14 protein-coding genes are annotated in these 12657 nt (G+C 59.8%); 5 read left to right on the plus strand and 9 right to left on the minus strand.

Annotated elements, in window-relative coordinates:
* Positions 1–47: 47 nt before the first annotated feature.
* Complete coding sequence (locus ABTV22_RS29015) at positions 48–512, plus strand: TIGR02444 family protein (protein ID WP_433737770.1); 465 nt, start codon at positions 48–50, stop codon at positions 510–512.
* Here the strand turns inward: ABTV22_RS29015 and ABTV22_RS29020 are convergent.
* Positions 509–1657 (minus strand): AlgP family protein, encoded by a 1149-nt coding sequence (locus ABTV22_RS29020; RefSeq protein ID WP_433737771.1) that lies wholly within the window; start codon positions 1655–1657, stop codon positions 509–511. The genes ABTV22_RS29015 and ABTV22_RS29020 overlap by 4 nt on opposite strands.
* Positions 1658–1849: 192 nt before the next feature.
* On the opposite strand from ABTV22_RS29020, the gene ABTV22_RS29025 reads away from it, so the two are divergent.
* Positions 1850–2515 carry an FKBP-type peptidyl-prolyl cis-trans isomerase gene (locus ABTV22_RS29025; RefSeq protein WP_433737772.1) on the plus strand — a complete coding sequence of 222 codons (666 nt, stop codon included), beginning with the start codon at positions 1850–1852 and terminating at the stop codon, positions 2513–2515.
* A 63-nt stretch (positions 2516–2578) separates the two neighbouring features.
* Here ABTV22_RS29025 and rsd read toward each other — a convergent pair whose 3' ends face one another.
* The 7 genes from rsd to ABTV22_RS29060 form a co-directional block, all read right to left on the minus strand.
* The gene (gene rsd / locus ABTV22_RS29030) at positions 2579–3037 is read right to left on the minus strand and encodes a sigma D regulator (RefSeq protein ID WP_433737773.1); all 459 of its coding nucleotides are present in this window, start codon (positions 3035–3037) and stop codon (positions 2579–2581) included.
* Positions 3038–3206: 169 nt separating this feature from the next.
* Complete coding sequence (locus ABTV22_RS29035; RefSeq protein ID WP_433737774.1) at positions 3207–3758, minus strand: disulfide bond formation protein B; 552 nt, start codon at positions 3756–3758, stop codon at positions 3207–3209.
* 228 nt (positions 3759–3986) lie between these two features.
* Positions 3987–5225 carry a heme biosynthesis protein HemY gene (locus ABTV22_RS29040; RefSeq protein WP_433737775.1) on the minus strand — a complete coding sequence of 413 codons (1239 nt, stop codon included), beginning with the start codon at positions 5223–5225 and terminating at the stop codon, positions 3987–3989.
* A complete protein-coding gene (locus ABTV22_RS29045; protein ID WP_433737776.1) occupies positions 5222–6382 on the minus strand; it encodes a uroporphyrinogen-III C-methyltransferase in 1161 nt (386 codons plus the stop codon). Before ABTV22_RS29045 ends, ABTV22_RS29040 begins: the two co-directional genes overlap by 4 nt.
* 16 nt (positions 6383–6398) lie before the next feature.
* Positions 6399–7166, minus strand: coding sequence for a uroporphyrinogen-III synthase (locus ABTV22_RS29050; RefSeq protein WP_433737777.1), 768 nt, complete (start codon positions 7164–7166; stop codon positions 6399–6401).
* Complete coding sequence (gene hemC / locus ABTV22_RS29055; protein WP_433737778.1) at positions 7163–8104, minus strand: hydroxymethylbilane synthase; 942 nt, start codon at positions 8102–8104, stop codon at positions 7163–7165. Before hemC ends, ABTV22_RS29050 begins: the two co-directional genes overlap by 4 nt.
* A gap of 138 nt (positions 8105–8242) precedes the next feature.
* On the minus strand, positions 8243–8989 hold the full coding sequence (locus ABTV22_RS29060) for a LytR/AlgR family response regulator transcription factor (RefSeq protein WP_433737779.1): 747 nt from the start codon (positions 8987–8989) through the stop codon (positions 8243–8245).
* A gap of 548 nt (positions 8990–9537) precedes the next feature.
* On the opposite strand from ABTV22_RS29060, the gene argH reads away from it, so the two are divergent.
* The gene (argH, locus tag ABTV22_RS29065; RefSeq protein WP_433737780.1) at positions 9538–10932 is read left to right on the plus strand and encodes an argininosuccinate lyase; all 1395 of its coding nucleotides are present in this window, start codon (positions 9538–9540) and stop codon (positions 10930–10932) included.
* A 92-nt stretch (positions 10933–11024) separates the two neighbouring features.
* Here argH and ABTV22_RS29070 read toward each other — a convergent pair whose 3' ends face one another.
* Positions 11025–11684 (minus strand): glutathione S-transferase, encoded by a 660-nt coding sequence (locus tag ABTV22_RS29070; protein WP_433737781.1) that lies wholly within the window; start codon positions 11682–11684, stop codon positions 11025–11027.
* 124 nt (positions 11685–11808) lie between these two features.
* Here ABTV22_RS29070 and ABTV22_RS29075 point away from each other — a divergent pair, with 124 nt between their 5' ends.
* Together ABTV22_RS29075 and ABTV22_RS29080 are read left to right on the plus strand one after the other, a co-directional pair.
* Positions 11809–12105, plus strand: a complete 297-nt coding sequence (locus ABTV22_RS29075; RefSeq protein WP_433737783.1) for a hypothetical protein — start codon at positions 11809–11811, stop codon at positions 12103–12105.
* Between the two features lie 221 nt (positions 12106–12326).
* The gene (locus tag ABTV22_RS29080; protein WP_433737784.1) at positions 12327–12572 is read left to right on the plus strand and encodes a TIGR02647 family protein; all 246 of its coding nucleotides are present in this window, start codon (positions 12327–12329) and stop codon (positions 12570–12572) included.
* Positions 12573–12657 lie beyond the last annotated feature (85 nt).

Raw genomic sequence — 12657 nt, forward strand, 5'->3', positions numbered from 1 at the left:
GGCGGCGGAGTCTACCAGCTTCGCTCGCAACTGGCGCGAGTAGCACTATGTCCTCTGACCTGTGGAGCTTTTCCCTGTCCCTTTACGCTCGTCCAGGCGTTGAGCGTGCATGCCTGCATTTGCAGTCGACAGGCGTCAATGTGTGCCTGCTGCTGTGCGCAGCGTGGTTGGCTGAGCGGGGAGTCGCCTGCAATGAACAGCGCTTGCAGCAACTTCGCAGCACGGTCGAGCCCTGGGACGCTGGCGTCGTGCGCCCGTTGCGGGCTTTGCGTATGCAATGGAAAACCGCGGCCACTCAAGATGTCGGGCTGCATACGTTGCGTGAACAAGTGAAGGCGCTGGAACTGGAAGCCGAACGGCATCTGTTATTGCGACTGGAGCAATTGACGCAGGACTGGCCTCAGGATGAAGCCACCGATTTAGCTGTCTGGCTCGAAGATGTAGCGGCGTGTGCCCCCCACCCGGACCGCGACGCGCTGCATCAGCTGCGCGTCGCGGTATCCGGCACTTAGGAAGCGCTGGTTGGGGTGGTAGCAGAGTTCGACGGTACAACTGGCGCTGGCGCCGTGGTGGTCGTCGAGGTCGTTGCGGCCGGCGCTGGAGCGGCCGAAGTGGTTGGCGCTGGCGCTGGAGTTGCTGGCTTGGCAGCAGGTGCCGGGGTCGGCTTGGCAGCGGCGACAGGCTTTTTCACTGCGGGCTTGGCGGCTGGTTTTGCAGCGGCGGGTTTCGCAGCTGGCTTGGCAGCGGCAGGCTTGGCGGCTGGTTTCGCTGCGGCAGGTTTTGCGGCAGCTGGCTTGGCGGTCGCAGGTTTAGCGGCAGCCGTTCTTGCAGCCGGTTTTGCGGCTGGTTTTGCAGCTGGCTTGGCAGCGGTTTTAGCCGCAACCGGTTTAGCGGCCGGCTTGGCAGCAGGTTTTGCAGCGGCCGTTCTTGCAGCGGGTTTTGCTGCTGGCTTAACAGCTGGTTTGGCAGCTGCGGTTTTTGCCACGGCCGGTTTCGCGGCAGCGGTTCTGGCAGCTGGTTTTGCGGCAGCCGTTCTAGCAGTCGCAGGCTTGGCAGCAGGTTTTGCCGCAGCCGGTTTGGCAGCAGGTTTTGCTGCACTAGCAGCGACCGGTTTTTTCACCGCAGGTTTAGCGGCAGGTTTTGCTGCGGCCTTCACCGGTGCTTTGGCAACCGGTTTAGCGGCAGGCTTGGCCGGTGCTTTTGCAGCAGCCGGTTTGGCAGCGGCTTTCTTCGCAGGGGCCGCAGCAGGTTTGGCCGCACGCAGGGACAATGCCTTGCCGACAGCCTCTTGAACACGACCGACGCCCTGAGCCAGTTTCAGGCTTTCTTGAGCGTCGCGCTTGAGTTGCAGAATGTATCCACGGGTGTCCGACTGACGCGCCTTGAGGGCGTCGAGCAGGTCTTCGAGTTCCTTCACTGCGTCCTTGGCTTTGGCTTGTGCCTTGGCCTTTCCGGCTGCTGCTGCATCCTGCAATTTGGTGCGGGACTTGTGCAATTTTTCTTGCGCTTTTCCGCGCTGCTTTTCCAGCTTGGCGAGCAATTTTTCAGCATCAGCCAGCGCTTCGGAACAAGCGGTTTCCAGATGCTCGAGCAAGCTGCTCGAGAGTTGTTGGAGTAGATGCAACGGGGTATTTACAGGCTTCTTGGTGGCCGACATGGTTTACCTCCTGGCTGACGTGGGTGCGGCTCATACTAGACCTCTGCTGCTACCGCCGCTAGGGCATCTTGACAGTATCCAGAGCGTTGCGTTGCAACAGATGGAAAATCTTCTGCACTTGAACAAAAGCAGTTCACCGTTGAGTGCTTTCGCACTGGCATAATCGCCCGCATCTCAGGTCGGAGAGTGACCATGTCGCGCTACTTTTTTTTATCGCTGTGCGTGATTTTTTCCGTGGCCCAAGCCGCCGAAAAAACTTCGGAAAATGACGCCCACGATCTCGCTTACAGCTTAGGCGCAAGTCTGGGTGAACGCTTGCGCCAGGAGGTTCCCGATCTGCAACTCAAAGCGCTGGTCGAAGGATTGCAACAAGCCTATCAAGGCAAACCGCTGGCGTTGAAAGACGAGCAGATCGAACAGATTCTGACGGAACACGAAGCCCGGGTTGCCATGCAAACACCTGCACCGCAAAGCGAACGCGCTCTGGAAAACGAGCAGCGTTTTCTCGCCGAGGAAAAAGCCAAACCCGGTGTTCGTGAACTGGCGGATGGGGTGCTTCTGACGGAGTTGGCATCGGGGAATGGCGCCACAGCCGGGCCGAATGGCAAGGTACAGGTGCTGTACATCGGACGCCTTCCCGACGGCACGGTGTTCGACCAGAACAGCCAACCACAGTGGTTCAGTCTTGATAGCGTGATCAGCGGTTGGCGCAGCGCCTTGCAGAACATGCCAGTCGGCGCGAAATGGCGGCTGGTGATTCCATCGGCACAAGCCTATGGCGCCGACGGTGCCGGTGACCTGATCGAGCCGTTCACGCCACTGGTATTTGAGGTTGAATTGCGCGGCGCCGCCAGCTGATCGCGCAAATGAAAAACGGTGCGCCTTGGCGCACCGTTTTTTTGAGTCTTGCTAGAAGAACGATCAGGCCTGAACCGGATCTTCTTCCTTGTGCGCCGTGTGCAGGACTTCGATCAGGCAGTCCTCCAGTTCGAAGCGCTCGTGCAACAACCCACCCAGCTCCTTGAACTTCTCGGCGACGCATTTGCCTTCATCGCAGAGGTCGTTGAACGCGAGGAGTTTCTCGGTGATGACGTCAATGCGTGGGTAGAGGGTTTCGGCGAGTTCCAGACCACGCTTGTCGTTGAAAGCCTTGGCCTCCCCCGTCAGCTGTTCATAGATCTCGAAGTGGCCGGCAGACACGTAATCGACCAGCACGCCGCAAAACTCCTGCAAGGGTTTGCGGTTCGCAGACAATGCCTCTGGCTCGGCGCCGAGGCCATCGTATGCATCGATCAGCTCTTTGCGCTCCTGCAACCAGCGGTCAATCAGCAGGTGCACTCCACCCCAGCGTTCCTGAGCATTCTGACAACTTTCGAGCATGGTGATCTCTCTTCCCTTGTGGGTCAGCTGCTCTATGCCTGTTTGCCTCTTGATGGGCGGCCAGGCAGAGCGTCATCGAGCAACATAATTCCAATGACACGTGCGGGCCAGATTATGCCCGCGCGACTGAGGCTTCAAGGTACGCAGGCGATAAAGTTCATACAAGTGTTTAATCACTGATCGGGGTCAAGTGCGACGACTCGCCGCTGAGCGGTCGTTGCCTACCGATCCAGACCAGGCGCAACAGCTGATAAACACCCAGAACCGATATCGCGGCAAAGAACAGCAAGCTCCACTCGGGGATGCTCAGACCGAACAACGTCCAGGAAATCGGCATGCAATCGAGCGTGCCATTGAACATCTGTTGCACAACACTGATCCAGGGCGCGCTGGCGAACAGTTCAGTGAGACTTGAAGCGCAGGCCGATAGCTGATGCATCGGATCATTTTGCAGCAACACTTGTCGCGATGCCGTGGCTGTCCCGGCCAGGCTATAGAGCAGTGTAAGCAACCAGTACAAAAAAGAACCCAGACGACCTGGCCCGTGCATGGCAGCCGCGAGGCAGACACTTGTCAGCAGCGCCAGGCAAACCCGCTGCAAGAGGCACAAGCCGCATGGTTTGAGGCCGACGGAGTATTCCAGATAGTAGGACGCGCCCAAGACCAGGGCACCCGCAACAAAAACCGTGAAAAACAACGAGCGTGTGCAGGCCAAAGACATGGCATTTCCGTAACAGTTAGGACCGACGGCTACGGTAGAGGAAAGTATTCCGGCGTATCAAGACAGGTTGGTAGGGACACTTCAGCAGGAGTGTAGGGAATTCCCGACAGCAGCTAGAGGATTAGGTGCAGCCCTCTGTAGGACTCCTCTGAAGACACACGGCGTAGGTAAAATTTCGACACGTTCGGCGATGGAGGCGCTCAATCGAGCACCCCCGTCATTCATTCATCAAGCGCGAACCGGCATCGGCAACGGCGCTGCCAGCAAGCGCTCATCGAGCAAGCCCAAACCTTCCTGGAACAGTTGGTTGCTACGCTCGGTGTCGCCCATTTGCGCCAACAGCCGCGCCAGCTCAGCACAGGCTTCCGGGTTACGCTGCACACGCAAACTGCTTTCCAGATAATCCCGGGCCTTGCCCCACAGGCTGCTTTGCAGACACAGTCGTCCCAAGGTCAACAACAGGCTTGGATCGGCGGGATGATCCTTGAGCCACCCCTCCGCGACTTGCAACTGACGCGCCGGATCACTGCCGCGAACCAGTCCATAGAGTCGGGCCAGGTGGCTGTCATAGTTGCGTTTGAGCGCGGTGCGCAAGACCTCTTCCGCCTCGACCTGCGCGCCCAGCTGCCGCAATTGCTCGGCATAGGCCAGCACCAGTTGCGGCTCCTGACGCTGAGCCGACGTCAACTGCTGCCAAGCCCGGCTCAGCGATTGCAAGCCGACGGTTCCATCTTCTTCCTGATGCGCTGCCAGGGACAGGTTCTTGCCCCAGGCACGGCGCTCGAGTTCGGCCAGTTCAGCCGGTGGCAGGACTTTGTCCTTGCGCAATTCCGGCAACAGGCGAATCACTGCTGACCAGTCGCCCCGCTGTTGATGCAGGCGTTGCAGCTGACGGAGAGTCTGCGCGTTATGAGGGTGTCGCTCGCGCATCGCCTCAAGGGTCGCCAGAGCGCCGTCGGTATCGCCTCGATCGGTCTGCAGCTGTGCGTGGTTCAGGGCAATGGCCAGTTCGGCCTGGGGCTGACGCTCCAGCGCCCGCTCCAGCAGGCTGTCGCTCTCGTCATAATGCCCTTGCTCATTCGCGGCACGGGCAGCGCCGAGGTAATACAGCAATGGCTGGCGCTCGGCTTCGGCCGCACGATGCAAGTGACGCTGTGCACTGGCCCAGCGGCCCTCGGCCAAATCCAGTTGGCCGTGTTCGATCGCGACCTGAACTCGACGACTGCGATTGCGCCGCGACCAGGGGTTGACCACGCCACCAGACGTCGTCACCAGTTCGATGAGCGCCTTGATGCCCCAGATGACCAGCCAGAGCACTGCAACCAAAGCCAGCGTCGCCCACAGACTCGATTCGAAGCGAAAACTTTTATAAGCAATCAGCACGTAACCGGAATGCTCGGCAATCGCCAACCCCAGCGCCGCCGCCGCGGCGATGGCCAGAAACACGATCACATACAAGCGCTTCATGGCGTGGTCTCCTGCGCGGCGTTCGCGGCAGGTTTGGCCAGCGGTTTGACCGAGTCTTCGGCGCTGATATTACGCCGCTCCAGATACCCCTGAACCGCGCTCAGGGTACCGGTCAGGTCAGGAGTAACCACGGTGACAGGTTGCTTGCTCAGTTCGGCCACCTGTTCAAGCATCACTTTGCTCTGCGGGTTGTCCGGGTTGAAGTTGCCCTTGAGCACGTCACGCGCTTCGTCCAGCGCCTGGCTGTAAACCGCTGCCTGGCCATTGAGTGCGGCCCATTGCGCCTGCTCCAGTGCCAGGCTCAGCGCCAGGCGCACCTGGCTCAGGCTTTGTCCGGCGAGCAACGGACGGACATTTTTATCGGCGTTGAAATCGATACGAATGTAGCGCGAAATCTGATCCCACCATTGCGCCCAACGACTGGCGCCGTCTCCGTCGGCGGTCAGGCCCAGCAGGGATTCGCCACGGTCCTTGTACTCGGGTGCCAGCTCGGTGAGGCCGACCACCTGCTCGCGCAGCGCGCCCAGGCGCAGGAACAGACCCGTGCGGTCCGGCTGCTCGGTACTGCGTAACGCCACTAGGGTTTTGGCCACTTGCTCGCGAGCGGCGAAAGCGCCGGGATCATTTTGTTCACGAAGAATTTCATCGGCGCCCTGTACCAGCGCTTGGGCGCTGCTGATGTCCTGCAACGCCGACAAGCGCAAGCTGGCCAGACGCAACAAGTGTTCGGCCTCGGCCAGTCGCCAGTCCTTGCGGCTGGCACCCAGGACGGTTTCCAGACGCTGATTGAGTCGCTGCTGGTCGCCCTGCAGCTGAATTACCAGGCGACTGCGTTCTTCCAGCACATCGGCACCGGGCAGTTGTTCCAGGCGCGCGCTCAGGCGCTGCTCATTGAGTTTCAGGCTCTGCGCCTCATCGCTCAACGCCTGCACCTGACTCAACTGCTGTTGGTTGGTCGCTTGCAGGTGACGCACCTGCCAAACGCCCCAACCGCCCACTGCGACACCGGCAGCGCCCAGCAGCAGCGCGACGATTGCCAACCCATTGCCTCGGCGCGGCGTTGCAGCAGGGGACGACTGCATTTCGTCTACAGGTGCATCGACCGGCGCATCAAGCACGGGGCGGACGCCATCTTTAGGCAAGGCTGTTTCGCTCACGTATCCATCCTTTGCATTAGAGAACGGGTACGGGATGCTCCCGTAACGCCGTCAGCAAGGCCGTGGCACTGGCGCCACGACAATCCACAACTGTCAGGGCGCCGGCGGCACGTGCCATGTCGGCGACCCTGGGGCTTGGTACAAACAACGGCAACCGCGCCAATTGCGGCCAGGCATCGCCAGCCAATTGATGCAGGTGCTCAAAACCCTGTCCACTGCTGACCACCAGCGCATTCAGGCGTTCAGATTCGATCCGTTCGGGCAGCACTGCCGACGGATATTGCGGCAGCTCGCGGCGGTACAGCTCCAGATACTCGACACTAGCACCTCGCTCACGCAAGCGCTCGGCCAGCAGTTCGCGCCCACCCTCCCCGCGCAGGATCAGTACACGCGGGTCCGGCCGGGCGATAGCCTCACGCAAATTCGCAAGTTCGAGCAAGGCCTCGCTGTCATCGCCTTCCTCCGGGAAGTTCACGTCCAGGCCATGATCTTCAAGAATGCCTGCCGTCGCCGCGCCAACGCTGAACCACTTCATGCGCGGTGTTTGCGAGCAAAACCGTTCGAGCAGTTCGACGCCGATCCGCGCTGCAGGCTTGCTCACTACGATCACCGCACAGTAGCGATCCAGTGTCCGAAATACATCGCACATTGTGTCAGAGGCAGGAATCGGCACGATGTCTAAAAGCGGCAGGCTGCTGCTGAAAACCCCCTGTTCGGCCAAGAGGCTACTCAGTGCCGCGGACTCATCCGCCGGACGCGTCAGCAACAGGCGCCAGCCCGTCACTCGTGCCCTGCCTCGCCATAGACCGCCTTCAGAATATCGGCAGCGCCCTGGCTCAATAGGTCTTCGGCCACTCGCACACCCAAGGCTTCGGCGTCGCCACGCGGTGCACGCGCCTGGGCACTGAGCAACAGGCCGCCGCTCGGATCACCCACCAAACCACGCAACCAGATCTGCTCGCCTTCGAGCACGGCGTAGCAGGCGATCGGTACTTGGCAGCCACCATTCAGATGCTTGTTGAGGGCGCGTTCGGCGGTCACGCGCGTGGCGGTATCCTGGTGATGCAGCGGAGCCAGCAGCGCGTGAATTTCGCTGTCGGCACTGCGGCACTCGATCCCCACCGCGCCTTGCCCACCGGCTGGCAGGCTGTCGTCGATACTGATGGCCGACGTGATGCGATCTTCAAAGCCCAGGCGGATCAACCCGGCGGACGCCAGAATGATGGCGTCGTATTCACCGGCATCGAGTTTGGCCAGGCGCGTATTGACGTTACCGCGCAAGAAGCGGATTTCCAGGTCCGGGCGACGGGTCAATAGTTGGGCCTGGCGACGCAGGCTCGACGTGCCGACGATGCTGCCTGTCGGCAATTCATCGAGACTGGCGTAGGTATTGGAGACAAATGCATCACGTGGATCTTCACGCTCGCAAATACAGAACAGCCCGAGCCCCTCAGGGAAGTCCATCGGCACGTCTTTCATCGAGTGCACGGCGATATCGGCTTCGTTTTCCAGCAGCGCGGTTTCCAGCTCCTTGACGAACAATCCCTTGCCACCGATTTTCGACAGCGGCGAGTCGAGCAGCTTGTCGCCGCGACTGACCATCGGGACCAACGTCACGAGCAGACCGGGATGGGCCTCCTCCAGACGGGCTTTGACGTATTCGGCCTGCCACAGGGCAAGAGCACTTTTGCGGGTGGCGATGCGGATCTGGCGAGAGGACATGGATCAATCCGTACTGAATAGATACGGCAGATAATAACAGCTCAGCCAAATCCACTTTGACTTGTATCAGAAACTACTCGGCCTCCCTGGCCCCGGATGTCCGGCAATCGGGTGAGAAACTCGCCTGCGACCTGCGAATCAAAGCTGCTGCATCATTTTCCGCACACCGGCCACATGACGCCGACTGACGATCAATGCGTCGCCATTGAGACCTTTGAGGAACAACTGAAAGTGCCCCAGGGGCGTTCGTTGCAAGCGTTCGATACGCTCGCGAGCGACCAGTGCATTGCGGTGGATGCGCACGAAACGGTCGCCAAATTCGTCTTCAAGGGCCTTCAGAGGCTCATCAAGCAGCACTTCGCCAGTTTCGTGGCGTAAGGTCACGTATTTGTGATCGGCGATAAAATAGACCACCTGATCCAACGGAATCAGCTCGATCCCTTTACGAGTGCGTGCGCTGATATGGCTGCGAGGGCCACTGCCACTTTCTGCGGCCGGGCGGGTCAGGGCCGAGAGTTGCATACGATTGGGGCGTTCGGCTTTTTTTAATGCGTCGTGTAAATGTTCAGTTCTCACCGGCTTCACCACATAGCCTACGGCGCTGGCCTGTAAGGCTTCCACGGCAAATTCATCGGGTCCTGTGCAAAACACCACGGCGGGCGGGGTTTCACGCTCGCACAATCGCGCGGCCACTTGCAGACCATCGAGGCCTGGCATACGGATATCGAGCAACACGATATCCGGCTTGTGGCTGTCGATCAGTGCCAGCGCTTCATCGCCATTCGTGGCGCTGGGCTCCAGGACACTGTATCCCTCGAGTTCGCCAACCATTCGGCTCAGGCGCTCGCGGGCTAGGGGGTCGTCATCAACGATCAGGACATTCATATTGCGCTGGATTCCTGCGTGAGTCTCGCACAAGGATAGCGTAGACAGGTGAAGTGACGTCCGTCACCGCGATCCACGCTAAGACTAGCCCGAGCGCTAAAAAGTGCCGCTCGTCCGACGGTAAAATTTTTATCCGTCGGGCAATTGGCGGCCCGGGCTCGCGTTGGCGACACATCGCCACAGGGTTTGCTGATACGCAATATGAACACCCCTTCTCCTTATAGTCAGCTTCTGCACCGAGAAGTGCGCTGATCCTACTGTCCAACTGTAGACGGTTGCCGGGGCGATAGCGCCCAAATGAAAAATATCGTTGCACCAAACCCGGGAAACGGTAGGAGCGAACCCGCTCGCGATGGGCGTTAACGATAACGTGGGCTTGCTGGATACACCCGTCGCCTGCAGGTTCATCGCGAGCAGGCTCGCTCCTACAGGTCCAGAGAGGGCGCAGTAAAAACCAGTCGACCAGTGTCAACGACAGCCTTGGCAACCCTGTTATTATCCGCCGCAGCATTCAACGCCATTTTTTACCAGCCGATACGAGCGAATTCATGAGCACTGACAAGACCAATCAGTCCTGGGGCGGCCGCTTCAGTGAACCCGTCGACGCCTTCGTCGCCCGCTTCACCGCCTCCGTCACCTTCGACCAGCGCCTGTATCGCCACGACATCATGGGCTCGATCGCCCACGCCACCATGCTGGCCAAGGTCGGCGTGCTGACGGATGCCGAGCGCGACAGCATCATCGATGGCCTGAAGACCATCCAGGGTGAAATCGAGGCCGGCCAGTTCGACTGGCGCGTCGACCTGGAAGACGTACACATGAACATCGAGGCACGCCTGACCGACCGTATCGGCGTGACCGGTAAAAAGCTGCACACCGGCCGCAGCCGCAACGACCAGGTCGCCACCGACATTCGCCTGTGGCTGCGCGACGAGATCGACCTGATCCTGGGTGAAATCACCCGCCTGCAAAAAGGTCTGCTGGAGCAGGCCGAGCGCGAAGCGGGCAGCATCATGCCGGGCTTCACCCACCTGCAAACCGCGCAACCAGTGACCTTCGGGCACCACATGCTGGCGTGGTTCGAAATGCTCAGCCGCGATTACGAGCGCTTGGTCGACTGCCGCAAGCGCACCAACCGCATGCCATTGGGCAGCGCTGCACTGGCGGGCACCACCTACCCGATCGACCGTGAGTACACGGCTCAACTGCTGGGTTTTGACGCCGTTGGCGGCAATTCCCTGGACAACGTGTCCGATCGTGACTTCGCCATCGAATTCTGCTCGGCCGCCAGCATCGCGATGATGCACCTGTCGCGCTTCTCCGAAGAGCTGGTGCTGTGGACCAGCGCGCAGTTCCAGTTCATCGATCTGCCGGACCGTTTCTGCACCGGCAGTTCGATCATGCCGCAAAAGAAAAACCCGGACGTGCCGGAGCTGGTGCGTGGCAAGTCCGGCCGTGTATTCGGCGCCCTGATGGGCCTGCTGACCCTGATGAAGGGCCAGCCTCTGGCCTACAACAAGGACAACCAGGAAGACAAGGAACCGCTGTTCGACGCTGCCGACACCTTGCGCGACTCACTGCGGGCCTTTGCCGACATGATCCCGGCGATCAAACCCAAGCACGCCATGATGCGCGAAGCGGCCCTGCGCGGCTTCTCCACCGCCACCGACCTGGCCGACTACCTGGTACGTCGCGGCCTGCCGTTCCGTGACTGCCACGAAATCGTTGGCCATGCCGTGAAATACGGCGTGGAAAGCGGCAAGGATCTGGCGGAAATGAGCCTCGAAGAACTGCGTAAGTTCAGCGATCAGATCGACCAGGACGTCTTCGCCGTGCTGACCCTGGAAGGCTCGGTCAACGCCCGTAACCACATCGGCGGTACGGCGCCGGCGCAGGTGAAAGCTGCTGTCGTGCGTGGCCAGGCCTTGCTCGCCAACCGCTAAAAGCTTCGCGGGCAAGCCTCGCTCCTACAGATCACTCGAATCCTGTAGGAGCGAGGCTTGCCCGCGAATACTGATTTCAGAACACTACGAATCTATTTCTTGCTCGCGATCATCGCCATGAACGCCGGCATCGCCGCTTCCTTGTCCGCCGCGATCCGCTGGACGTTCGGGTTCTGCTCCAGGCGCTCCAGCAGCGACCTGGCTCCCGGCAGCTCAGCCAACAGATCGATTCCAAACAATTTCTTCGCCACGCCATAAGCCAGCGGCACGCTGTACAGGAAATACAGGTCCGCCACGCTCAAACTGTCGCCCGCCACATAGGGGCTGAACTTGCCGTGACGACTCAGGGACGCGATGCCCAGCAGCAACTCGGCCTTGGTCTTTTCCTTAATGGCATCCGGCACTGTCGCGCCGAAAAATGCTTCGGGGTAGCAGGCGCGTGCCGGCAGCTCGATGTACAGCTCGATTTCCTTGGCCAGCGCCAGCACCTGTGAACGCTCGAACGCATCATTGGGTAGCAGCGGCGTGCCTTTCTGGGTCTGTTCGATGTAGTCGAGGATCACCATGGTTTCATTGATGAATCCCTTCGCTGTTTTCAACACCGGGACCTTCCCGCGAGGACTGATGGCCAACGCCTCAGGGGTCTGGCCGCCGTAGAACGGCACTTCTTCGAAGGGCAATCCTTTTTCCAACAGCGCCAACTTGACCATGTTGTAGTAATTGCTGACGGAGAAACCATAAAGCTGAATCATCACAAAGCCTCCAGGCCGTGCGGGGTGGGCAGTGCCTGTTTATAGAACGCCCAAGGCTTTCTTGCCAGCAGCATCACAGCCCTGAATGCGGGTAAACTGGCCACCTTTCCTTGAGGAGCCTGCCATGAGCGAGCCAACCCCCGGCACCAGCCAAGACGACATCGACGAAGAAGAGTTCGCCGAGAACACGCTGATCGAAGCCATCGAAAACCAGATCGAAAGCGAAAACCCGCCAGCGGCCAAGGCAACCTTTAACAAGCTGACACTGGTGGGTTACGAGCGCGAGGAGATTCTCAACCTGATGGCCCACGTACTCGCGGTGGAAATCGACGCGATCCTCGAAGAAGACCGCGCGTTCGATACCGAGTGGTATGAAGCGGCGTTGCGTGCATTGCCCGAACTGCCGCCGGAAAAGAAATAACCTTACGTCCCGTAGGAGCGAGGCTTGCCCGCGAAGCTGTCACCCGGTCCATATGAAAACCGCATTATCGTTCTTCGCGGGCAAGCCTCGCTCCTACAGTTACCGGATCCCATGGAGTGCATCCGTTGTGAAAAAAGGCTACTGCGAGCACTGGACATGCCGCACCAGCGGGTTCACCTTAGGGGCGCTGTTTTCTAATTCCTAGAAAGTCTGGAGTCCTTATGTCGCTTACCCCTGAGCTGGTTGCCGAACTGGAAATCCTCGCACTCTTCAACCTGGACAGTTCCCAGGAAGGTTTGAAAATTCATCAGACCGCTGCCCCGCAAGCCATCGCCGCAGCCAAACGCTTATTTGAAAAGGACCTGATCGACCAGCCAGATGGCGGCTATCTCACCAGTCTGGGTCGTGATGCCGCACAGAATGTGCAAACCGTACTCACCATTCTGAAAGCCGAAGAAACAGCCTAAGTTCCCCCTGCATCGCTCACGGAAATCCTGCCTGAGGATTTCCGCGGGCGCAGATTGTGGTTTGTTGTCGCCACACGATAGAAAT

Origin of the sequence: Pseudomonas putida (assembly GCF_050990305.1) — a bacterium.
Classification (GTDB): domain Bacteria; phylum Pseudomonadota; class Gammaproteobacteria; order Pseudomonadales; family Pseudomonadaceae; genus Aquipseudomonas; species Aquipseudomonas putida_AH.